The 24462-nt window shown below is 42.5% G+C and carries 21 protein-coding genes; 6 read left to right on the plus strand and 15 right to left on the minus strand.

The window, feature by feature from the left end; all coding sequences use genetic code 11:
* Positions 1-29: 29 nt before the first annotated feature.
* The 12 genes from ABMY41_RS05140 to rsmD form a co-directional block, all read right to left on the minus strand.
* The gene (locus ABMY41_RS05140; protein WP_349274293.1) at positions 30-2528 is read right to left on the minus strand and encodes an EAL domain-containing protein; all 2499 of its coding nucleotides are present in this window, start codon (positions 2526-2528) and stop codon (positions 30-32) included.
* 94 nt (positions 2529-2622) lie between these two features.
* Positions 2623-3909 carry a phosphoribosylamine--glycine ligase gene (purD, locus tag ABMY41_RS05145; protein WP_287245695.1) on the minus strand — a complete coding sequence of 429 codons (1287 nt, stop codon included), beginning with the start codon at positions 3907-3909 and terminating at the stop codon, positions 2623-2625.
* Between the two features lie 15 nt (positions 3910-3924).
* Entirely contained in the window at positions 3925-4746 is an 822-nt protein-coding gene (locus ABMY41_RS05150; RefSeq protein ID WP_349274311.1) for a methyltransferase, read from the minus strand.
* A 102-nt stretch (positions 4747-4848) separates the two neighbouring features.
* Entirely contained in the window at positions 4849-6435 is a 1587-nt protein-coding gene (purH, locus tag ABMY41_RS05155) for a bifunctional phosphoribosylaminoimidazolecarboxamide formyltransferase/IMP cyclohydrolase (RefSeq protein ID WP_138619132.1), read from the minus strand.
* 360 nt (positions 6436-6795) lie between these two features.
* Complete coding sequence (gene fis, locus ABMY41_RS05160; protein WP_002957804.1) at positions 6796-7086, minus strand: DNA-binding transcriptional regulator Fis; 291 nt, start codon at positions 7084-7086, stop codon at positions 6796-6798.
* 21 nt (positions 7087-7107) lie between these two features.
* Positions 7108-8079 (minus strand): tRNA dihydrouridine synthase DusB, encoded by a 972-nt coding sequence (gene dusB, locus ABMY41_RS05165; protein ID WP_054551040.1) that lies wholly within the window; start codon positions 8077-8079, stop codon positions 7108-7110.
* 270 nt (positions 8080-8349) lie between these two features.
* A complete protein-coding gene (gene prmA / locus ABMY41_RS05170; RefSeq protein ID WP_055020740.1) occupies positions 8350-9231 on the minus strand; it encodes a 50S ribosomal protein L11 methyltransferase in 882 nt (293 codons plus the stop codon).
* A 64-nt stretch (positions 9232-9295) separates the two neighbouring features.
* The gene (rpoD, locus tag ABMY41_RS05175; RefSeq protein WP_175078471.1) at positions 9296-11155 is read right to left on the minus strand and encodes an RNA polymerase sigma factor RpoD; all 1860 of its coding nucleotides are present in this window, start codon (positions 11153-11155) and stop codon (positions 9296-9298) included.
* 123 nt (positions 11156-11278) lie between these two features.
* On the minus strand, positions 11279-13030 hold the full coding sequence (gene dnaG / locus ABMY41_RS05180) for a DNA primase (RefSeq protein ID WP_175082460.1): 1752 nt from the start codon (positions 13028-13030) through the stop codon (positions 11279-11281).
* 136 nt (positions 13031-13166) lie between these two features.
* Positions 13167-13613 carry a GatB/YqeY domain-containing protein gene (locus tag ABMY41_RS05185; RefSeq protein WP_054551044.1) on the minus strand — a complete coding sequence of 149 codons (447 nt, stop codon included), beginning with the start codon at positions 13611-13613 and terminating at the stop codon, positions 13167-13169.
* Between the two features lie 21 nt (positions 13614-13634).
* Positions 13635-13850 (minus strand): 30S ribosomal protein S21, encoded by a 216-nt coding sequence (gene rpsU / locus ABMY41_RS05190; RefSeq protein WP_002957797.1) that lies wholly within the window; start codon positions 13848-13850, stop codon positions 13635-13637.
* Between the two features lie 145 nt (positions 13851-13995).
* Positions 13996-14613, minus strand: a complete 618-nt coding sequence (rsmD, locus tag ABMY41_RS05195; protein ID WP_175082459.1) for a 16S rRNA (guanine(966)-N(2))-methyltransferase RsmD — start codon at positions 14611-14613, stop codon at positions 13996-13998.
* A 209-nt stretch (positions 14614-14822) separates the two neighbouring features.
* Here rsmD and ftsY point away from each other — a divergent pair, with 209 nt between their 5' ends.
* The 5 genes from ftsY to glsB all read left to right on the plus strand — a co-directional run bounded on the left by ftsY (position 14823) and on the right by glsB (position 20588).
* A complete protein-coding gene (gene ftsY / locus ABMY41_RS05200; protein WP_349274312.1) occupies positions 14823-16784 on the plus strand; it encodes a signal recognition particle-docking protein FtsY in 1962 nt (653 codons plus the stop codon).
* A 53-nt stretch (positions 16785-16837) separates the two neighbouring features.
* Positions 16838-17515: a cell division ATP-binding protein FtsE gene (gene ftsE / locus ABMY41_RS05205; RefSeq protein WP_054560978.1), complete on the plus strand. Its 678-nt coding sequence runs from the start codon at positions 16838-16840 to the stop codon at positions 17513-17515.
* Positions 17512-18498, plus strand: a complete 987-nt coding sequence (gene ftsX, locus ABMY41_RS05210) for a permease-like cell division protein FtsX (protein ID WP_054551047.1) — start codon at positions 17512-17514, stop codon at positions 18496-18498. Before ftsE ends, ftsX begins: the two co-directional genes overlap by 4 nt.
* A gap of 225 nt (positions 18499-18723) precedes the next feature.
* A complete protein-coding gene (rpoH, locus tag ABMY41_RS05215; protein ID WP_349274294.1) occupies positions 18724-19587 on the plus strand; it encodes an RNA polymerase sigma factor RpoH in 864 nt (287 codons plus the stop codon).
* An 80-nt stretch (positions 19588-19667) separates the two neighbouring features.
* On the plus strand, positions 19668-20588 hold the full coding sequence (gene glsB / locus ABMY41_RS05220; RefSeq protein WP_054560977.1) for a glutaminase B: 921 nt from the start codon (positions 19668-19670) through the stop codon (positions 20586-20588).
* Between the two features lie 6 nt (positions 20589-20594).
* Here the strand turns inward: glsB and ABMY41_RS05225 are convergent, their stop codons facing one another.
* Positions 20595-21899 (minus strand): inosine/guanosine kinase, encoded by a 1305-nt coding sequence (locus ABMY41_RS05225; RefSeq protein WP_349274295.1) that lies wholly within the window; start codon positions 21897-21899, stop codon positions 20595-20597.
* A 180-nt stretch (positions 21900-22079) separates the two neighbouring features.
* Between ABMY41_RS05225 and tadA the strand changes: the two genes are divergently transcribed.
* On the plus strand, positions 22080-22577 hold the full coding sequence (gene tadA, locus ABMY41_RS05230; protein ID WP_175082457.1) for a tRNA adenosine(34) deaminase TadA: 498 nt from the start codon (positions 22080-22082) through the stop codon (positions 22575-22577).
* Here the strand turns inward: tadA and ABMY41_RS05235 are convergent, their stop codons facing one another.
* The gene (locus tag ABMY41_RS05235; protein ID WP_165385080.1) at positions 22578-22748 is read right to left on the minus strand and encodes a hypothetical protein; all 171 of its coding nucleotides are present in this window, start codon (positions 22746-22748) and stop codon (positions 22578-22580) included.
* A 102-nt stretch (positions 22749-22850) separates the two neighbouring features.
* Complete coding sequence (gene mltF / locus ABMY41_RS05240; protein ID WP_175078467.1) at positions 22851-24332, minus strand: membrane-bound lytic murein transglycosylase MltF; 1482 nt, start codon at positions 24330-24332, stop codon at positions 22851-22853.
* Positions 24333-24462 lie beyond the last annotated feature (130 nt).

Here is a 24462-nt window from a genome sequence, read left to right on the forward strand (position 1 = left end):
AGATGTTAAAAAGGGCAGTGTAACACGGCCTATTTGAATTGTGAGGCAATAAAGCTTAGATACTCATTAATTGGCACCGCTTTGCTGTAATAATAGCCTTGCCCTTGATCTGCGCCCATCTTGATCAGCATTTTTTCTGTTTCTTGGTCTTCAATGCCTTCGATGGTGATATTCATATCAAGGTTATGAGCCATATCAATGGCGGTTTTTACCACTACCTGGTTGGTGGTGTTATTCACTAAATCAAGAATAAAGCTCTTATCGACTTTAATCGTGCTAAATGAATAATTTACCAAGTAGTTTAACGACGAGTAACCAGTACCAAAATCATCGAGTACCACCTTGCTACCGAGTTTATTAAGTTCGCTGATAAAGCTAACCATTTCATCATGGTTTTTGATAAGCGCAAACTCAGTTAACTCAAACTTTAACTGATCCGCAGTAATGCCATGCTTTAAAATTGTGTTTTCGACTTTTTCGACAAGCTTTGGGATAGCTAGATTTTTGGCACTTAAATTAACGCTAATGGTATGCTCGCGATAGCCTTGTCGATTAAGCTGGGCAGCTGCTAGGCAAGCCTGATCAATCACCCATAAGCTCAACTCGTTAATTAAACCAGTACGTTCAGCCAATAAAATGAGTTGCTCAATGTCCAGGTATTTACCCGCTGTAGGCCAGCGTAACAAAGCCTCTGCGCCACAGATAGTACCATTGAGTAAATTAATAATGGGCTGTAAGTAAATGGCTAAGGTATTGCTTCGCATTGCTTGTTGTAACTCAGCGGCAAGGCTGACATCCATATCGATATGCGGTGTAGTAAAGTCGATGTTGTGCTGCTTTTGTGACAACCCTAGGTAGCCACGTTGTAGCCAAATATCAAAGCCATCATCATTAACCGGTTCGGTAATGCTATAGCGGTAGTAAAGCTGTAGGTCTAAGCCTGCCACTTTATATTGCTTAGGCAGCTGTTTGCATAAGTTGCTAAGTTCTTGGTGTAGCTCTGCTTGTGATTGAATTTTGGTAGAAATAAAAGCCAGTACACCATTGCCTAAGTCAGCCACTTTTGGACTGTTATCTAGCGCTGACTCTAAATTAATAAATTGCCTATTCTTATTAATTTGATGCTCTAAAGATTGAGCCACAGTGATAATTATTTGGCTGCTTTGGCTTGGCTTTAGAATGCTCATTAGGGCATTAAATTGCTCTATTTTCACTAAACAAAGATTAGCGAGTCTATGCTCCGAGGTAATCGCCATATAGGCTTGTTTGAGCATTGCTTGGTTGAGTAGCTCAGTTTGTTGGGTATGGGTTGCATGATACAGCGCTTTTTCACGTTGATAACGCACCCGGTCTGCCAGCGCCATTGCCATAAGCACAATCTCACAGAGAATGGCGACTAAAAATATGTGCCTAACTGCAAAGCTGTAGGGAATAAAGCCAGTTAATTCTAACGGCTGAATGGCTGCGCCTACAATCAATGGCACCCACGACATGACATAAAACTTCGCCCACCGAAAACCGCTCACCAATTTTTTGTAAATCATGCAAATACATAGAATGTATAACGGCACCATGATGGCAAAAAAGATTTTTGAAGAATGGTATTCCAGCATAAAAAAGCTGATAAGACTGAGGCTAAACAGCAGGGCTAAAAAGCTGATACTAAGCTTGTATAGGCGGCAATTGTCTTTATGGTAGCGTAAGAACATGGTGCAAAACGCCACGGTGAAAAATGCAATCGCATAGTTACTGAAGACCACTTGCTCATTAAAAAAGATTTGCCACGATAACGGCCATAAGTAAAAACCAAAGCCGAGCACTGAGCCCATAAGTAACAGTGCTGAGATGATGTAGCCTATATAAATAAGGTAGACGCGATCACGGATCCCTAAAAATAATACCAAGTTATACAGGGCAGCCATGATCAGCACACCAATGAAGATCCCCCAAATTCCTGATTGCGAACGTAGTAAATCTTGAAACTCTTTTTCACCATAAATATTAATAGGTGTTTTGCTAATACCAACCGTATCAATTTTTATAATGAGGGATGTTTGCTCATAGCCCTGCATTGTAAGCATGCTGTGCGGTGTACTGTATTGAAACAAACTAAGACCAGATACTTTATCACCCAGCTCGGTTGTATCTATAAGCTGGCCCTTATCATCAACATGATAAACGCTAAGATAATCAACCATAGGGTTATCAAAGTGAATCGCTAGCTCAACAGGCTTTGCTTGGCGGTTTTCTAAATCAAGCTTTAACCAATAATCTTGCGCCGCTAAATCCCACTCAACATCTTTAAAAGGGCGCTGTTTAAGTTTGTCTGGTTCAGCTAAAAACTGCTCGAGAGTCAGCGCTTTACTACTATCAATTCGATAAGCTGTATTACTGTAGATGGGGGCTGTTTTATCTATGGTGTAGCGGGTAGGGCTGGCTAAATGTGCAGCTAGGGTAGCAATGATAAAAAACAAAATTGTCAGAATAAGAAATGAAACAAAGTTATATTTCAGTGCTTTATTATTCAAAATTAGTTCTTTATCTAGGTAAATGTTCTTAACAGTGTAGCATTAAAAAAGCGCAGATAAACTGCGCTTTTTTCAGAATTAGACTGGTTTGACCTTAATTCTGTTCGCGAGCAATAGCACGGTAAGCGATATCAGTACGATATTCCATGCCTTCCCAGCTGATTTGTTCAACCAGTTTATAAGCACGTTGTTGCGCTTCGGTTACTGTGTTGCCAAGTGCAGTAGCACAAAGCACACGACCGCCAGCTGTTACTACGTTGTCGCCGTCTTGCTTAGTACCTGCGTGGAATACTTTCTCACCTTCAGGGTAAGTAACTTGCAAGCCGCTGATTGCATCACCTTTCGGGTAACTATCTGGGTAGCCTTTTGCTGCTAATACAACACCGACTGCTGCACGCGGGTCGAACTCGATTGCTGTTTTATCTAGTTCTTCACGGTTAGCCGCTTCGATAAGCTCAACAAGGTCAGACTTAAGACGAAGCATCATAGGTTGTGTTTCAGGGTCGCCAAAACGACAGTTGTATTCGATTACTTTTGGCGTACCATCAGCGGTGATCATTAAACCAGCGTATAAGAAACCAGTGTATGGGTGGCCTTCTTTTGCCATACCTTCAACCGTTGGGTTGATCACTTCGTTCATAATACGTTGATGAATTTCATCAGTCACCACTGGAGCCGGTGAGTATGCACCCATGCCGCCAGTGTTCGGACCTTGGTCACCGTTGTAAGCGCGTTTGTGGTCTTGGCTAGTTGCGAATGGCAGTACGTTTTTGCCATCAACCATCACGATGAAAGAGGCTTCTTCGCCTTCTAAGAACTCTTCGATAACCACGCGGCTACCCGCTTCACCAAAGCTGTTGCCTGCAAGCATATCGCGGATAGCTTCTTCAGCTTCAAGCTCAGTCATTGCAACGATAACGCCTTTACCTGCTGCTAAGCCATCAGCTTTAATAACAATAGGCGCACCTTTTTCCTTTAGGTAAGCAAGTGCAGGATCGATTTGTTCAAACGTTTGGTAGTCAGCAGTTGGAATGTCGTGACGTGCTAAGAAGTCTTTAGTGAATGACTTAGAGCCTTCTAGCTGTGCAGCACCTGCTGTTGGGCCGAAGATAGCTAAACCGTTTTCACGGAAAGTATCAACGACACCTAAAACAAGCGGTACTTCTGGACCAACAATAGTTAACTCAACGTTGTTTTCTTTAGCAAAAGTAACTAAACCTGCTAGGTCTTCAACGTTGATAGCAACGTTTTCAAGTTTTGGCTCTAGTGCAGTACCTGCGTTACCTGGAGCAACGAAAACGGTGTTTACTTTAGTATTTTGTGCAGCCTTAAACGCAAGAGCGTGTTCGCGGCCGCCACTGCCGATGACAAGTACATTCATGGCGTATAATCCTATTTATAGCGGTTTTTTAAACTTCAGCGTCATACGATCACTCTCACCAATCGCTTTATATTTAGCAGCATCTTTTTCGTCAAGTGCTAAACGTGGTGGTAGTGTCCACACCCCTTTAGGGTGATCCGCTGTATCAAGAGGGTTTGCATTAATGTCACTGCTTGCCACTAGTTCAAAGCCAGCCTGCTTTGCAATTTCAATTACATAGCTTTGCTTCATATAACCTGATGATTTCTGATCTTCGTCGCTGCGCGCTTCAGGTAGGCGGTGTTCAACCACACCTAAAGTGCCGCCTGGTTTAAGTGCTTTATAAAATGCTTTAAACGCACTTAACGCGCCTTCTTTATCTTTACCCATGTACCAGTTGTGTACATTTCTAAATGTTAAGACAAGATCTGCGCTACCCGCTGGTGCAATATCAAGATGTGTTACTGGCGCAAATTCAGTTAGTTTAACTTCACTGAAGCGTGCGTCATCGCTCATCTTTTTCTTAAAACCAGCTAATGAACGTTGGTAATAACCCACCTCAGAATCAGCAGGGAAATGTGCCGCGTAGTAAACACCATGGCCTTTTACAGCTGGCGCAAGAATTTCGCTATACCAGCCACCGCCCGGTGCAATTTCAACAACTGTCATGTTTGGCTTAAAGCCAAAGAAGTCAAGTGTCTCAACTGGATGGCGATATTGATCACGTGCGCTATTTTTAGCATCACGTTCGCTTGATTGCACAGCTTGTGTAAGCGCTGATTCATGAGAATGGCTTAAAGCCTGTGCTGATGTCAGTGCAAGGCTGGCAACAAGTAACGATTTTACGGCAAATTTCATCATCTGTTCCTTCATTATATGGGTAATTATTATTATTAATCAGAATACGTGAATTTGTGGCAAACAAAAAGGGTTAAGCTATGTGCTTAACCCTTTATGTGATTAGTGGCGGAAATGGCGCATACCTGTAAATACCATTGCCATACCAGCTTCGTCAGCTGCAGCGATAACTTCTTCATCGCGCATTGAACCACCTGGTTGAATAACAGCGGTGATGCCAGCCTCTGCTGCTGCATCAATACCGTCACGGAATGGGAAGAATGCATCTGATGCCATAACTGAACCTTTTACTTCAAGGTTTTCGTCAGCGGCTTTGATACCAGCAATTTTCGCTGAATAAACACGGCTCATTTGACCTGCGCCTACACCAATCGTCATACCGTCACGTGCGTAAACGATTGCGTTAGACTTAACGAATTTAGCTACTTTCCAGCAGAATAATAAATCTTTTAATTCTTGCTCAGTTGGTTGACGCTTAGATACAACTTTAAGGTCGCCTTGCGTAACCATGCCTAGGTCGCGGTCTTGAACTAGAATACCGCCATTAACACGCTTGATGTCGTGACCTGTTGCATTACCAGACCATTCACCACATTCTAATAAACGTACGTTTTGCTTAGCAGATACGATTTGGGCTGCAGCTTCAGATACTTTAGGTGCAATGATAACTTCAACGAATTGACGAGCAACAATTGCTTCAGCTGTGTCTGCATCAAGTTCTTTGTTGAATGCGATGATGCCACCAAATGCTGATGTAGGGTCAGTTTTGAATGCGCGATCATAGGCTTCAAGAATGTTGTCACCAATTGACACACCACAAGGGTTCGCATGTTTTACGATAACACACGCTGGTACGTCGAATTCTTTTACACACTCTAATGCTGCGTCAGTATCAGCAATGTTGTTGTAAGAAAGTGCTTTACCTTGCAATTGAACCGCAGTCGCAACAGATGCTTCAGTTAAGTCGTTTTCAACATAAAAAGCAGCGTCTTGGTGTGAGTTCTCACCGTAGCGCATATCTTGCTTCTTAGTGAACTGCATGTTGATAGTGCGTGGGAACTTAGTCTCTTCAGCAGCTTCTTCTGTGTAGTCAGGAACCATTTTGCCGAAGTAGTTTGCAATCATGCCATCGTACTGAGCTGTGTGCTCGTAAGCAGCAATAGCTAGATCAAAACGTGTTTTATACGTTGTTGAACCGTTGTTGCTTTGCATTTCGCTGATTACGCGGTCGTAATCTTTTGCATTTACCACGATAGTCACGTCTTTATGGTTTTTCGCCGCAGCGCGAACCATAGTTGGGCCACCGATATCAATGTTTTCAATCGCATCTTCTAGGCTGCAGTCTTCTTTCGCAACAGTGTTTGCGAAGGGGTATAAGTTAACTACAACGATATCGATAGCAGAGATGTTATTCTCGCTCATTACGTCTTCATCTTGACCGCGACGCGCTAGGATGCCGCCGTGAATTTTTGGATGAAGTGTTTTTACGCGACCATCCATGATCTCAGGGTGACCAGTATGGTCAGATACTTCAGTGACTTTGATGCCGTTATCAGCAAGTAATTTGCAAGTACCGCCAGTTGATAAAATATCCACGCCTTGTGCTTCAAGAGCGCGAGCAAATTCAACGATACCGGTTTTATCTGACACACTTAATAGTGCGCGACGAATTGGACGATGTGTATCCATTGTAGTTTTGATTACCTCAATGTTTGAGCTAGCTTAGAAAGGCGGTATTTTAACTGAATATGCTTTAAAAAACGACGTTTAAAGCGTGAGGATTTTGCATAGTTTTTAACAGCTATAAAAAAAGCACCCTAAGGTGCTTTTTTCAAAACTTTTATATCTGTTCTTTAAAAACTTACATTCCAGTTCTTAAAAAACTTTTATACCAGTTGTATTGGATTAGTAAGCAATTATAACGACAGAGAAATAAGTCAATAACAAGGCAAAAATTTTGTAGTGTAGTTATTCTACATAAGAAATTTTTAACGCAGTTAGGGACTTATTTAACTCGTTAGAATGATTACGGTTTCAATATAACTGGTATCAGTTCATGCCGTACTTTTTAAGTTTCTTACGTAAAGTACCACGGTTGATACCTAGTAAGATTGCAGCACGAGTTTGGTTACCACGCGTGTACGTCATTACTTCTTCAAGTAATGGTGCTTCTAGCTCAGAAAGAACAAGGTCGTATACGTCTTGTACGTCTTGACCATTAAGTTGCTTTAAGTAGTGATGAACAGCTTTTTTCACTGCATCACGCAACGGCTGTGGTTTCTCGTGTGACTGTACATGAGGGTTTGTGATAAATGGAGAAGTCACGTTTTGTTCGAACATCGTTATATGTCTCTTTCTTTCTTAGTTAGCTGCTAGTGTTTTAAAGTATTCTTCTAATGCGTCGACTTGTGCCTGTGGGTTATCTAACGCATTAAATACTCGCCTAAACTGACCGTCACTGTCATGGGTTTGCAAATACCAAGATACATGCTTTCGAGCGATACGCGCTCCCATTGGCTCCCCGTAAAACTGATGAAGATTGTCTAAATGCTCCATCAAAATGCTACGCACCTCTGCAATTTCAGGTGCTGGCAAATGTTCTCCAGTTCGCAAATAGTGGTCTATCTCCCTAAAAATCCAAGGGCGACCTTGGGCGGCTCGACCAATCATAATGGCATCTGCACCCGTATAATCCAAAACCTGCTTTGCTTTTTCTGGTGAAGTAATATCACCATTGGCAACGACAGGGATAGACACTGAACGTTTAATATCCCTAATTGTGGCGTACTCTGCTTCACCTTTATACATACATGCGCGCGTTCGCCCGTGTACTGCCAGTGAGGCAATGCCATAACGTTCAGCTATTCTCGCAATCTCGACACCATTACGGTTATCCTGATCCCATCCGGTACGGATTTTTAAAGTGACAGGGACATCGACAGCATTAACAACGGCATCGAGTATCTCTTGTACTAATTCAGGAAACTGTAATAAGGCAGAGCCTGCGAGTTTCTTATTCACTTTTTTAGCTGGGCACCCCATATTGATATCTATGATCTGTGCACCATTGCTGACATTGAATTGTGCTGCCTGTGCCATAAGCTCAGGATCGGCTCCGGCGATTTGCACCGAACGAATTCCCGACTCACCGCTGTGATCCATACGGTTCATCGATTTTTCGGTTTTCCATACTTTCGGGTTTGACGAGAGCATTTCAGAAACAGCAAGGCCCGCACCTAAGCGACGGCAAAGTTGTCTGAATGGTCTGTCTGTAATGCCTGCCATTGGCGCGACAATTACATTGTTCTCAAGTTGGTATGAACCGATACGCACTGTTATTCAATTGGCCTCTTTTCAAGGGGCGCTAAGTTTACGGCTTTTTTAGCAAAAATCAAAGGCTATAAATTGAACAAAAGTGACTTTTTTTTGCTCTTTTCGTATTGACTTTTGATAACAGTTTGACGGGCTGGTTGATTTGTTTGATATTTGAACAGAAAAAATTTTACTCACAAAAAAGTGAGAAACTACTAACTGTAAAAATAAGGTAAAGCCTGTTAAATACTGGCTTTACCTATTATGTTTGAGTAAATACTCTAGTGCTATTTAGGCTTTCTTGATGCCGCTCACTCGGGTCCATTCACCCTCAACAGCCACGTCATCAAGTGCTAAAAACGGGGCATAAACATCGGCTACAGACTGAGCTTGTTCTTCTAAAATACCTGACATAGCAATTTTACCATTCGGTTTTAAAAGGCCTAAAATCACTTCATGTAGTTCGCGAAGTGGTTGAGCTAAGATGTTTGCAACCACAATATCAGCTGTAAACTCTGGCTGATCTTCAGGTAAATAGACTTCAAGTTTATCTGCAACGCCATTACGTTTTGCATTATCGCGGCTTGCTTCAAGGGCTTGAGGATCTATATCGATACCGATCATACGCTCTGCGCCGAGTTTGATCGCCGCAATTCCTAAAATGCCCGAGCCACAACCAAAGTCGACCACAGTTTTACCTGTTAAATCTTGGCTTTCTAGCCACTTTAAGCAAAGGGCAGTGGTTGCATGGGTACCTGTGCCAAAAGCAAGGCCAGGGTCGAGCAATACATTAACAGCATCAGGATCTGGAATATCGCGCCAACTTGGACAGATCCATAGGCGCTCACCAAATTGAATAGGGTGGAAGTTATCCATCCACTCACGCTCCCAATCTTTATCTTCAAGCTGTTCAATTTTATAAACGAGCTTATCGGCGAGTGTTGCTTCAGCATTTAATGTTGCTACTACGCTGTCCATATCATGGTTAGCGTCATACAGGCCAATCACAGTGGTATCAGCCCATAACTGCACAGTACCAAGTTTTGGCTCATAAATAGGGGTATCTTTGGCATCAACATAGGTGACTGACGCACTGCCAGTGTCCATGAGTAAGTCGCTGATTAATTCTGCGTTGTCTGCATTTGCGTTGATGCGAATTTGGATCCAAGCCATGAATATCTCTCGAATAGAAAAAAGGCCGCAACAGCGGCCTTTTAGTTAATAACGCGATACTAAATTACTTAGCATCTAAGAAGCTTTTCAGTAAGTCAGAGCGAGAAGGGTGACGTAATTTACGTAACGCTTTCGCTTCGATTTGACGAATACGCTCACGTGTTACGTCAAATTGTTTACCTACTTCTTCTAATGTATGGTCAGTGTTCATGTCGATACCGAAACGCATACGTAGTACTTTAGCTTCACGTGCTGTTAAGCCCGCTAGTACATCGTTTGTTGCGCCACGTAGTGATTCCATGGTTGCAGAATCAATAGGTGAGTCGATAGTGGTATCTTCAATGAAGTCACCTAAGTGCGAATCTTCATCATCACCGATTGGTGTTTCCATTGAAATTGGCTCTTTAGCGATCTTAAGTACCTTACGGATCTTGTCTTCAGGCATTAACATACGCTCAGCTAATTCTTCTGGGCTCGGCTCACGACCCATCTCTTGTAGCATTTGACGAGAGATACGGTTTAACTTGTTGATCGTCTCAATCATGTGCACAGGAATACGGATGGTACGTGCTTGGTCAGCAATCGAACGCGTGATTGCTTGACGGATCCACCATGTTGCATAAGTTGAGAACTTATAACCACGGCGGTATTCGAACTTATCAACCGCTTTCATTAGACCAATATTACCTTCTTGGATAAGGTCTAAGAACTGTAAACCACGGTTGGTGTATTTTTTCGCAATTGAAATTACAAGACGTAAGTTCGCTTCAACCATTTCTTTCTTCGCACGGCGAGCTTTTGCTTCACCAATACTCATACGACGGTTGATATCTTTAATTCGTTCGATGCTAAGACCCGTGCTTTCTTCAATTGCACTTAGTTTGCTGATGCAACGAATGATTTCTGGTTTAACTGTTTCAAGTGCTACTGAGTATTTCTCGTTAGCAGCAATCTCAAGGTCAATCCAGCTTGTGTCAGTTTCGTTATTTGCAAAGTGCTTGATAAAGCTCTTTTTCGGTAACTTAGCAATTTGTACAGCTTGTTTCATGATGATACGTTCTTGTACACGAACGCGGTCCATCATTTCACGCATGTTGTTAACCATACGGTCAAACTGTTTTGGCACTAATTTAAAGGTTTTAAATAGTTCGCCTATTTCTGCAATAGCTTCAAGTGAATCAGGGTGCGAGCGACCTTTTTCTTCGAACGTTTCGCGTGCTTTGTTATAAAGCTCACGTAAGTTTTCGAAGTGAATACGAGCTTCTTCAGGATCCGGACCTGTGTCGCCATCGCTATCATCATCGCTATCATCATCACTATCTTCGTCATCATCGTCTTCGTCGTCTTCTTCATCGAGTTGCTCTTCGTTTAACTCAGAACCGATGTGTGTTGCAGAGATTTGTGATTCTTCTTCATTATTAGGATCAAAGAAACCAGAGATAATGTCGCTCAAGCGCATTTCTTCAGCTTCGAACTTGTCCCATTGCTCTAGTAGATAAGTAATTGCTTCAGGGTATTCAGCAACTGAAATCTGTACTTGGTTAATACCTTCCTCAATACGCTTAGCGATTACGATTTCGCCTTCACGCGTAAGAAGTTCAACAGTACCCATTTCACGCATATACATACGTACAGGGTCAGTTGTTCGACCGATCTCTTTTTCTACAGTCGCAAGTGCAGCTGCCGCGGCTTCTGCTGCGTCTTCGTCTGTCGTTGTTTCTTGCATCATTAATTCATCGGCATCAGGTGCGTTTTCACTTACCTTGATACCCATATCATTAATCATGCTAATGATATCTTCTACCTGATCTGAGTCGATAATGTCTTGTGGAAGGTGATCATTAACTTCTGCAAAAGTTAAATAACCTTGCTCTTTACCTTTTTGAATCAGAAGCTTTAATTGTGACTGAGGAGTTGGATCCATAGAGATTTATTCTTCCACTCTGAAAGTTGATACAACAGGCGCCAGCTCGCTTACTAATTAAGCGACACGAAAACTAACTAGACGCAGTGAATAGCACAGTATAACAGCATTATTCAATTCTGACTAGCTGTTGCTGCCTTTTAACGCTTGCGTCAGTAAGTGGCATTCTAGCCTTTCTTCGCTGCTTAAGCCTTGGGTCTTGTCTTTTATTAATAGGGTCTCTAGTCGATAATTTAAACACTGGTCTTCAATAAATTTAAAAGTATTTTTAAAAACCGTCTCTAAACGATCGTCATTTATTTGGTGCTGCCAAGTTGCTAGTTTCACTAACGCGTCATATTCAGCGCCATCCCTAAATGACTCTAAAATTTGTGCCGTCGTGATACCTTCACGTTCTAGTGCTAAGTGCTGAATGCGTAAAAATAGCTCAATACCGGCTATTTTCATCTCAGCTAATTCTGGCATATAAGCAATGCTGGTCGCCAAATTTGGGTGTTGCAATAAAATACCAATCGCTTGACGCATCGGCGTTATTTTAAATTTACGCTCAATCGCATGCTGTTGCTTTGGCGACTTAACGCGATTATTTAATTGCTCTCTTGTCCGACCAATTAAGCGGCCAAGATGTTCCAAAATATTTTCTTGGTAAAAGTCACTAGGGATTTTTTCAATTAGCGGCAGGGCATCACTAAGGAGCTTTGCTTTACCTGCGTCTTGAGTAAGGTCTATCTCTTGGCTGAGCTTATTAAACAGCACCTTAGTAAAATCATCCGCTTCGCTTAACCTAGCTTCAAAAGCGTCTTTACCTTCTTGTTGTACCAGTGAATCAGGGTCTTCACCATCTGGTAAAAACACAAACTTCAACGACTTACCATCACCAAGATAAGGCAGTGCATTTTCTAGTGCACGCCAAGCTGCATCGCGACCTGCACGGTCACCGTCGTAGCAGCAAATCACTTTATCTGTGGTTCTAAATAAAGTGTGCATATGCTCTGCGGTTGTTGCTGTGCCAAGGGCGGCAACGGCATATTCGATGCCTTGCTCAGCTAAAGCAACAACATCCATATAACCTTCAACAATTAAAATATGTTCAAGCTTTTTATGTGCTTGCTTGGCTTCGTATAAACCATAAAGCTCAAAGCCTTTATGGAAAATACGGGTTTCTGGTGAGTTAAGGTATTTAGGACCTTGATCCGCTTGCATAACACGGCCACCAAAGGCAATCACCCGACCGCGTTTATCACGAATAGGGAACATGAGTCGATCACGGAAGAAGTCAAATTGACGACCAGGCGATTTTTCAGAGGCTAGTTTTAGTTCTACAAGCTGTTCTTTTTGTTCTTTATTGCGGCCAAGTTGTTGGCATAGCGCTTCCCATTCACTAGGCGCATAACCAATCATGAACTTTTTCGCTGTTTCACCACTTAAACCACGACCCTTGATATAGTCGATAACGGCTTTTGAGTTGGCATGATGCTTTAACTGATGCTGATAAAAGCGAGCCGCATGTAACATTAAATCGTAATCAGAGCGCTTTTGTTCTGCAGTGCGTTGCGGGCCTGAGCTTGTGCCTTGTTCGCGAGGTACGTCTAAATTGAGCATACTCGCTAATTCTTCAATAGCATCAACGAACTCTAATTTGTCGTATTCCATAACAAACGAAATTGCATTGCCATTGGCACCACAACCAAAGCAGTGGTAAAACTGTTTATCTTGAGAAACGGTAAATGAAGGTGATTTTTCGTTATGGAATGGGCAACAGGCTTGGTAGTCTTTACCTGCTTTTTTAAGGCCAACTCTCGAATCAATTAACTCAACAATATCTGTGCGAGCGAGTAAATCATCAATAAACTGTCGAGGGATTTTTCCGGCCATAGCTGTTGTATTTTCCTGCGCTATCTATGCGTTGTAAAATAAGATTTGAACACAATTACTGTGTTTATGAAAGACTAAAAGCAAGAAACCGAGCACTAGGCTCGGTTTGCTTGAATCATACATCTGTATGTGGGGGTTAGGCAGTTAATCGTTGCTTGATTAAGCCAGAAATCTTACCTAAATCGGCACGACCTTCAGCTTTGCTTTTGATAACTCCCATTACCTTACCCATGTCTTGCATACCCGCTGCGTTTGTATCAGCTATAGCCGAGTCAATAAGAGCAATGATTTCTTCTTCACTCAATTGTTGAGGTAAGAATTCTTCAAGTGCTTTAATCTCACTGGCTTCAATTTCAGCTAAATCTTCACGACCCGCATCAATGTACTGGGTGTAAGAATCGCGACGTTGCTTAACAAGCTTTACTAAAACAGCGGTAATACCGTCGTCGTCAAGCGTAATTTGCTCGTCAATCTCACGTTGCTTGATTGCAGCAAGTACCATGCGGATAGGCTTAAGACGTTCTTTGTCTTTTGCCTTCATCGCATCTTTTTGCGCATCTTTTAGCGTTAATAAAAGGCTCATTTATACAAGACCAAATACTGATTAGTATAATTTAACGCGACGTGCGTTATCGCGAGAAAGCTTCTTCATGTGACGCTTTACTGCAGCAGCTTTTTTACGCTTACGCTCAGCTGTTGGTTTTTCATAGTGCTCGCGACGACGAACTTCTGAAAGGATACCTGCTTTTTCACATGAACGCTTGAAGCGACGAAGTGCTACGTCAAACGGTTCGTTCTCTCTTACTTTAATTACTGGCATTAAAAATTCACCTACCTAAATAATGAGCGTTGCTCAAGTTGATCGAATAACGACCAAGTGGTTCAAAAATGGTGCGGTATTGTAATCCGAAGCAACACCACATGTAAAGAATAATATTAACAGAAACTAGGTTTGCAAAACAGAGTTAATTTGTCTCGCGTTGATATAGTCGACAAATTACTTGTCCGGCAGCTTTTTCTTTTAAAAGCATCCAGTTATCTGGGGTGTCTAGGTCGCTTAGTTCGCTTTCGACCTCAACATATATAAGTGCTTGGGCAGATAACCAGCTATTTTTTTCGAGTAAAAAACAACTTTTTTCAGCCAAGTTTTGTCGAAATGGCGGGTCAACAAAAATTAGATCAAATTGTTCGTTTTGCGTGTTTTGTTCCAATAATGAAAGGCTATTGCCTTGTTTTACGGCGGCATTATCCAATTTAAGGGTGCTAATGTTTTCTTTTAGTTGGCTAGCGGCGCCTTTATCTAGTTCGAAAAACACAGCATGATCAGCAAAGCGCGATAACGCCTCAAAACCTAAACCGCCGGAACCGGCAAAACAATCGAGTACCGCTGCGCCTCGGGTATCTTGCATTAGCCAGTTAAATACAGTTTCTTTTATTCGGTCTGTGGTTGGGCGCAAGCCTTGCACATCTTTTACGGGTAATTTTCTACCGCGAAATTGCCCACTAATAATACGAATAAAACCATTTGCTGATTTATTGTTCGCTGCTTTTGCTTGGCGGTTAGCTGTTGATTTTTTTCTCATTTAACTCACTAATCATTGGTAACTGACCACTAGCTCAGATAATATTGTATGCAATAGCTAGCGTGTCATTTTTCTACTGCGCTAAAAGTGATAGTATTGCGACCTTAGCGATAGATGGTACCTGTTTATGTTTGGCTAAAAAGCTGAACTGTCACCAAACTATTATTCATGTAAGTTTATCAGATTTTTATAAGTGGTTATTAGCAAGTATGGCAAAAAAAAGTAAATTCCTGTCTTGGTTTGGTTTTGGCAAATCAGATAAGCAACAAGCAGAGCAAGCAGTAAAAGAGGCTGATAACCAGAAGCAAATAGAAGAACAACAGCGAATTGAAGCCGAAAAGGCAGAAGCTGAACGTTTAGAACAAGCACGCATTGCTGCAGAAAAGGCAGAGGCAGAACGCTTAGAGCAAGAGCGAATCGCTGCAGAAAAGGCAGAGGCTGAACGTTTAGAACAAGAGCGTATCGCTGCTGAAAGTGCAGAAGCGGAGCGTTTAGAGCAAGAGCGCATTGCTGCAGAACAAGCAGAAGCTGAACGTTTAGCTCAAGAACAGCAAGCGGCAGAACAGCAACGTCAAGAACAACAAGCTCGTCTTGCTGAGCAAGAAGCTGCAATGAAATTAGAGCAAGAGCGTGCTGCAGCAGAACAGGCGCAGCGTGAAGCCGAGCATGTTGCTGCAAAGAAGGCCGAGGCAGAACGTCTAGAGCAAGAACGTATTGCGGCAGAAAAGGCAGAAGCGGAACGTTTAGAACAAGAGAGTATCGCGGCAGAAAAGGAAGAAGCTGCTCGCTTAGAGCAAGAACGTATCGCAGCAGAAAAAGCAGAAGCGGATCGTCTAGAGCAAGAACGTATTGCTGCAGAAAAGGCAGAGGCGGAGCGCTTAGAACAAGAACGTATCGCCGCAGAAAAGGCAGAAGCTGAACGTTTAGAACAAGAACGTATCGCAGCAGAAAAGGCCGAGGCAGAACGCATAGAACAAGAACGCATTGCTGCAGAAAAGGCAGAGGCGGAGCGCTTAGAACAAGAACGTATCGCGGCAGAAAAGGCAGAAGCTGAACGTTTAGAACAAGAGCGCATTGCTGCAGAAAAGGCAGAGGCGGAGCGCTTAGAGCAAGAACGTATCGCGGCAGAGAAGGCAGAAGCGGAGCGCTTAGAGCAAGAACGCATTGCTGCAGAGAAAGCGGAAGCTGAGCGTTTAGAGCAAGAGAAAGCTGCTCAAGCCGCTGCTGAAAAACCAAAGAAAGAAGGTTTCTTCGCACGCCTGAAAAAAGGTCTATTAAAAACTCGCGTTAATATTGGTTCTGGCTTTGCGTCTATTTTTAGTGGTAAGAAAATTGACGATGAGTTATTTGAAGAACTAGAAACACAATTACTAACAGCCGATTTAGGTGTTGATACAACAATGAAGTTGATTGATAACCTAACCGATGCCGCTGATCGTAAACAGTTAAAAGATGGCGATGCTTTATATGAGTTAATGAAGCAAGAAATGGCTAGTATGCTTAAAACCGCCGAGCAGCCGCTGGTTGTAAGTGGTGACAAAAAGCCATTTGTTATCTTAATGGTGGGTGTAAATGGTGTAGGTAAAACCACCACGATTGGTAAATTAGCTAAGCAGTTCCAAAACGAAGGTAAGTCAGTGATGCTTGCTGCCGGTGATACGTTCCGCGCTGCAGCGGTTGAGCAGCTGCAAGTATGGGGTGAGCGTAATAGCATCCCAGTGATTGCTCAGCATACAGGTGCAGACAGTGCGTCAGTGGTATTTGATGCATTTCAGGCTGCAAAGGCTCGTAATGCTGATGTGTTAATCGCCGATACAGCAGGTCGCTTGCAAAATAAAGATAACCTAATGCAAGAGCTTGAGAAAATTGCCCGTGTAATGAAGAAAATTGACCCAGATGCGCCGCATGAAGTTATGCTAACTATTGATGCAGGTACAGGTCAAAACGCAATTAGCCAAGTTAAATTATTTAATGAATGTGTTGGTTTAACGGGTATTACTTTATCTAAACTAGATGGTACCGCTAAAGGTGGTGTGATTTTCGCCGTTGCAGATAAATTTAATATCCCAATTCGTTACATTGGTGTTGGTGAAGGTATTGATGATTTACGTACCTTTAATAGTAGTGACTTTATTGATGCACTATTTAGCCAAGACGAGGATGACGCATAATTAACTAAAGGGAGCTTGCTCCCTTTTTCGCTGCAAGATGATTGATAACTAAAATGATAAATTTTCAGCAAGTCAGTAAAACATATCCAGGTGGCCATCGTGCCCTTGAAAAAGTCAGCTTTCATATTAAGCCTGGCGAACTGGCCTTTTTAACCGGGCACAGTGGGGCAGGTAAAAGTACACTATTGAAACTTATCAGCTTGATGGAGCGTCCATCAGCCGGGCAGGTGCTTATTAATGGTGTTGATTTAAATGCTGTTAAATCGCGTCAGATCCCTTATGTGCGCCGCGATATTGGTATCATCTTTCAGAATCACCGTTTACTAGAACGTTACTCAGTGTTTGATAATGTTGCCTTACCTTTAATCATTGAAGGTACGCACCATAAGCAAATAGCTAAACGTGTTCACGGTGCGCTTGATAAAGTAGGGTTACTTGATAAAGCTAAGTGTAATCCAGCAACCTTATCAGGTGGTGAGCAGCAGCGTGTTGGTATTGCCCGCGCTATTGTCAATTCTCCGCCTATTTTGCTCGCCGATGAGCCAACCGGTAACTTAGACCCTGAACTTTCGATGGACATTTTACGTTTATTCGAAGACTTTAATAATCATGGTACAACCGTACTCATTGCAACCCATGACATTGGTTTAATTGCACGTATGCGTTATCGCAGTTTAACACTGAAAGATGGCCGTATGATTGACGATCCGTTAGCTGAGGGGGCACTATGAGTTTATTGTTTAAAAGCCGCAACAGCCAAAACGAACGTCAGAAGAAGTCATTTTTAGCAGCGCCTTATTTCTTCTTTATTAACCTTATTCGCCAAGGTGTGCACAGCCTCGGTGAAATGTGGCGAACGCCTTTAGCCTCATTGATGACCATTGCGGTATTGGGATTAAGCCTAACACTGCCAGCGACGCTTTATTTAGTGGTTAAAAATGTCTCGCAAGTGAGCAGTGGCTTTGAAGATGCCGCAGAGATCTCGTTGTTCGTAAAAGAAACTATGAGCGAACAGCAAACGCAAACCTTGGTTAAGCGTTTAGCACTCTACCCTGAAGTAGATAAAGTGGAGTTTATATCAAAAGGCGATGCCCTCACTGAATTTAAACAAGTATCAGGATTTGGCCAAGCACTTGAATATTTAGATGCAAACCCGTTACCTGATGTTGTGATTGTTACACCGACAGCACGATACCGTCAGCCAAATACGGCAAAACAATTACTGCAAAAACTTGAAGGCGAAAGAGAAGTTGATTTTGGTAAACTCGATATTGCTTGGCTTGAGCGATTAAATGCACTTTTAAGTTTATTAAAAGAAAGCGTGATCACCATTGCTCTACTATTATTAACCTCCGTCACCCTTATCATTGGAAATACTATCCGCTTATCAATCATGGATAAGAAAGATGAAATTCAAGTGATGAAGTTAGTTGGGGCGACAAACACCTTTATTCATGCGCCATTTTTATGGACAGGGATTTGGTACGGTATTATTGGTGGTTTGTTCTCTTTTATTTGTGTTGCGTTAATGATGTGGTGGCTTGGTGCTGCTGTAAGTGATGTTGCGGGTGTTTATGAAACCAGCTTTGACTTAATTGGTTTAACACTCACAGAGTTTGGTATTTTAGTCGCTCTTGCAACAGGCTTAGGGTTTGTTGGTTCATACTTATCAGTTAACCGCTACATAAAAGAAATTGAACCCGATAAAGTGTAACAATTCGTTGTTACACTGCTCTTTTAGCGATAAATAGTAGTCGCTGTTAATTTATCAAAATATCACTCCAAGCTAGAATTCATCGCTTATTCAGCGTGTTAGCGTAGACTAAAAATAGATGCAAAAACCACTTGATTTGAACTTTAAAAAAGTTTTTAATTGAAGTTAGCACTCTCGCTTAAAGAGTGCTAAGATGGTTTCAAATGTTTATCACTGAGGTGAAAAATGAGTAAAGATTTATACGCAATGGCACTTACTGCAGGTCAACAGAGCGCAAGTATGGACGGCTACCTTCAAGCGGTTAGCACTATTCCTATGCTTGATGCAGAGAAAGAAAAGCAGTTGGCGACACGTCTTCAGGAAGAAGGTGATCTTGAAGCTGCGAAGCAACTCATTATGTCGCATCTACGCTTTGTTGCTCATATTGCGAAAAGCTATTCAGGTTATGGCTTACCGCAAGCTGATTTAATTCAGGAAGGTAACATTGGTCTGATGAAAGCGGTAAAACGTTTCGACCCAAGTGTAGGTGTTCGCTTAGTTTCATTCGCAGTACACTGGATCAAAGCTGAAATTCATGAATACGTACTGAAAAACTGGCGTATCGTGAAAGTTGCAACTACAAAAGCGCAACGTAAATTATTCTTCAACCTACGTAAAAACAAAAAGCGTTTAGGTTGGTTTAACCAAGCTGAGGTTAGCACAGTTGCTAATGAGCTAGGTGTAAGTGAAAAAGAAGTACGTGAGATGGAATCACGTATGAGTGGCCAAGATATGGGCTTTGACTTAACGGGCGACGACAATGACGAAGCACCGACAAGTACATACTCGCCAGTACAGTATTTAACAGATGGCAGTGCTGACCTTGCTGATGATATCGAAGAGCAGCAATGGCAAGAACAGTCTCATGCACGTTTATTTAGCGCGTTAAAAACCCTTGATGAACGTTCTCAAGACATCGTAAGTGCACGTTGGTTAGCTGACGATAAAGCAACATTACAAGAGCTTGCTGAGAAATATAACGTTTCAGCAGAGCGTGTTCGCCAGCTAGAAAAAACAGCAATGAAAAAACTGCAATCAGCGATGAGCTAATAGCAATCGCTATAGCAAACCATCTTTAGTAGACTACAAAGCCTCGCAAATGCGGGGCTTTTTGTTTTAAAGGACGCGGTATGTCACAGATTGATTATCAACATGTATTAGATGAAATCACAAAAGAAGTTCAACCATTACTGAGCCAAGGTAAGGTTGCTGATTATATTCCTGCGCTTGCAGAGGTTGAGCCAAACCAGTTTGCCATTGCTATTCATACAGTAGATGGGCAAACCTATTGCGCGGGTGATTGTAGTGCGCGTTTTACAATTCAATCTGTTTCGAAAGTAATGACCTTAACTTTAGCACTTCAGCGTTATGGTGATGAGCTGTGGCAACGAGTCGGTAAAGAGCCTTCAGGCACCGCTTTTAACTCACTTACACAGCTTGAGTTTGAACAGGGCATACCACGCAACCCATTTATTAATGCCGGCGCGATTGTCACCTGTGACGCGTTATATAGCCGCTTATCTGCGCCGATGCACTCTATGCTTGAGTCATTTCGTCAGTTATCAGGAAATGCTCAGGTTGTTATTGATAAGAAAGTGGCAAATTCTGAATATGAGTTTCGTCATCGCAACGCCGCGATGGGGCATCTAATGAAGTCATTCGGCAACTTTAATAATGAAGTTGATGATGTGTTATGGGCTTACTTTAACTTCTGTGCCATAGAGTTAAACTGCGTAGAATTAGCAAAAGCTTACAATTACTTAGCAAACCAAGGTAAAGATGCCAATGGCCAAGAAGTACTCAGTGCAAGGCAAAATAAGCAGTTAAACTCGTTACTGTTTACCAGTGGTTTATACGATGCTGCAGGGGATTTTGGCTACCGTGTTGGTATGCCGGGTAAGTCTGGGGTGTCGGGTACTATTTTAGCTGTGTTACCGAATCAATTTACTGTGGCTGTGTGGGCGCCAAGACTTAACTCGTATGGTAACTCAGTAGCTGGGATAGCGGCTCTTGAGCGTTTATCCCAGAAACTGGATATTTCGATTTTTTAGTTGCTGTTACTGATCCCAGTAAACTTGCTCTAAACAATCTTCACGTTCAGGTAAGCCACGAGATAAACGTGGCGAGTGCTGAACAAGTACTTCATAACTTGCACGGTTAGCGTATTTACTAATTTGTGCAAGCGATGAGTAGGTCATAGCAGGTTGCTGATGCTTCGCTGAGTTTGCCACATTAAGTTTGTGGTAAACGTTTGCTGATAGGTCATGCAGTACCGCAGCCAGAGCACAATCGCCTGCGCCATTGGTATTTTTAATACTATCTGGGCCGCCCATAAACGGTGCTGTATGGCTGTACGCACGAATAGGGTTTTGGCAGTCGTCTTTACGCATTGCGCGCGAAAATTCATAACGGTTAAAGTCAGCAATCGCGCCTGGTAATAGTGGGTATTCTGTTTCACGCTTGAATGAGTCGTCTACGTAACCAGCCATAAACAAGCCTTTTTCGCCAGCTGTACAAATAACTAAATCAGTCCAATCAAGCGCTTTGTCGGCAGCTAGAAGCGGATCTTCAAAGCCGGTAATCGCAAGGCCTTCCTCTTCGTTCATAGCAAGAATATCAACATGCTCTTTTACAAAGTCAGCCCACCAAGCAGGGTCTTGTTCAATTAGGAACTTAGTACCAAGGGTTAAAACCACAGGGACACCTGCATCATTGGCATATTTTACTGCCTGCATGGTCGCTTCTGTCATGGTTTCATCACCTTGAGTACGCATTAGGTATGCGCTGATCACTAGTGCTGATGAATTCTCAATAAGTGCCTGATCGATTGATTCAGGGCGAAGGTGATTCATAAGCCCCGCGCTGATTGCGAAGGTACGCTCACCGGTCTCGTCAATTAAGGTAAAACAACGACCAATAGGGCCATCTACAGGCTGAAGGTAGTCAAGGTCAACGCGGCTGGAGGTGTTACATAAAAAACGGTATGCATAGCTGCCGATTTTGATATTTTCACTCATTACCCCTAACAACACTGAACGGTCGTCAGCTAGGGTAGAGTAGTTGTGCATGGTGTTACCTACCGTACCACCGGCAAACTCATAATCGATCATATTGTCGAGTTTTAGTCTGTCGTATAGCGCGTTGGTAATATCGTTATCGATCACTTGCGACATGCCACTGCGCAATTGAAATTCATCTAGGAAAGCTTGATCAACTTTCGCTTCAATATCTACCACAATTTGGTCGATACCCGTAACATAACTACGTTGTAGTCGGTCGGTTGAGTTAAGTTGATTCGTCAGTGGATCTTTGGCTTCCACCGGAAAATAATGTTTATGCCTGCGGCGTCCAGGAAATTTCATTTGCTACCCGTGTTGTAAGCTAAATAAAAAAAGCGCGAGATTATAGCGCAATATGGGTCCATTGAGCCATGAAAAAGCCACTAAATTTTGCGTTAATTTTTAAGTGTAGCAGTATTTATTGCCGACATTTTTCACTAACTAGGTATAATTACTCACAGTTTTACAATATTTGTGTGATATATGAGCGAACAATTTAGCGACCAATATTGGATGGAAAAAGCATTAAACTACGCTAATGAAGCGGCTGCTATTAATGAAATTCCGGTTGGTGCTGTGCTGGTAAAAGACAATCAACTGATCTCCTATGGTTATAACCGCTCAATTATTGATAATGACCCATCCGCTCATGCTGAAATGATGGCAATCCGCGAAGCAGGTAAAGTACTTAATAACTACCGATTAATCGATTGCACTTTGTATGTAACGTTAGAACCTTGTTCTATGTGCGCAGGTCTGTTGGTACATAGCCGCATTAAGCGACTGGTGTTTGGTGCTAAAGATGCCAAAACGGGATCGGCAGGATCAATTATGAATCTACTGCAAGAGCCTAGGCTTAATCATCAAGTTGAAGTAACCGGTGATGTACTGAGTGAGCAGTGTGGGGCGGTAATTTCAGCGTTTTTTAAGCGCCGTAGAGAAGAGAAAAAGGCGGCAAAGCAGGCTGCTCGCAACGCCTAGTTATACAACCGGCGTTGCAGGAACTTGTGCTTCCATTAACTGCATCGCAAATAAGCGGCGACGCCAAATAACTTTTTTGTGTGTATTACGTAGCATGATACGACGGCGGGTCGCCGTTGAGTAAATAACATTACGCTTGAACTTATGTGTCGTGCGTCTTCTTTTTAACATGAGTGCTCCTTAAGTGAGAGTAAAGCATGGCATGGTCCATTCCATTTCTACTAAAAGATAATGATCATTTGATGACAAGTAAACAGATTTCGGTGCTTGAAGTTAGTTGTTTTCTAATTCTTGCTGCTCTGAGTTGGTTTGTTGCGTGTTGTCATTTGGCTTTGGTTCGCTCGCTTGCGCTTCAGGTTGAGCTTCAGGTTGAGCTTCTTCAGTGCTTTGTTCTTCTTCGCTTGGGTTAGCAATCGCATCATTTTCATCAAGCCAAACCAGTGCGTCGTAATAGCGACGGATGTTATCAACGTATTTTACTGCAACATCGCCACGGGCATAACCATATTTGGTTTTTCGATAGTAACGCTTTTTAATTAAAAGCGGTAAGCGCTTTTTAACATCAGCCCACTTATCGGGGCTTGCACCTTCTTGCTCGGTAATAATACGTGCGTCGTTGACGTGTCCCCAGCCAACATTGTAAGAGGCTAAGGCAAACCAGGTTCTGTCGGGCTGCGGAATGCGTTCAGGGATCCAAGAAATCACTTTGGCAAGATACTGCGCACCGCCTTTAATATTTTGCTCAGGCTCTAGTCGATTTGTTACGCCGACCTGTTTTGCTGTTGCTTGGGTTAGCATCATTATGCCACGTACACCGGTTGGTGACTTAGCCCTTGGGTTCCACATTGATTCTTGATAACTCAAAGCTGCCAGTAATCGCCAGTCTATGTTACCTGCGTATTGCTCAAACCAAGGTTGGTATTTAGGTAAGGTGTCTTTTATTGCTTCGATATAAGCAAGGGTATTCACATAGTTAAACTGACGAACATGGCCGAAGTATTTTTCCTCTAAAACATAAAGCTGGTTGCTTTTTTTCACGTCGCCAAAAAATGGTACCATCAAGGCATATAAAGAGTCGTCACCATCTTTTCTTAGTAACCAAGCGATAGGGTCGTTACGGGTAACCGAAAAGCCGATACTCAAATTTGGGTGATAGCGGCGAAACAGCGATAAGGTGTGTGAATCTGCTAGAGTGTAATCAATTTCACCGTCGATAACTGCTTGCAGAAGCTCTTCTTCATCCATGTCTTCTGTTTCGTTCCAGCTAAGTTCAGGATGCAGTTGTTTTAATTGCTGTAGTGCCAACGAGTGGCTGCTTTTGGCTAAAACAGTGAGGTTACCAGTTAAATCCTCAAACTCTCGAGGGCGAGTACGGCCTTGTTTATAAACTAACTTTTGGCTAATTGTTCGGTAGGTTGGGCCAAATCGATAATGCTCTGCCCGAATCGTATTATAGGTAAGACCTGAAGCTATAATATCTAAATCGCCACTTTCTAAGCGTGCAAACATATCGGATAGATTAAAAAAAGGCACCATCTCGAGCTCTACACCAACATAGTCAGCAAACTCTTGGGCAAGCTCATATTCAAAGCCTTGCACACCTTGTGGAGCCTGATAGTAGTTACTCGCGCCAGCTAATGTGCCTACTCTAATTTTGTTCTGTGCCTTGATATGAGCAAGTTGCGACGGTTGCTGTTGCATATCACACGCACATAACATGAGCACTAAACTAAAAATAGCGAGTAACTTTTGCATAGATTATAAATGCCCCTTAAACCATTACCTTAGTGTTATAACAAAACTTCTAAGCCACGTCACTTGGCGAATAGTTTTAGTTATCTATTTAAAAATTAATAACTATAACAAGGCAGCTGGTAGATAAGTC

Source organism: Pseudoalteromonas sp. BZA4, from assembly GCF_040104395.1.
Lineage (GTDB): Bacteria > Pseudomonadota > Gammaproteobacteria > Enterobacterales > Alteromonadaceae > Pseudoalteromonas.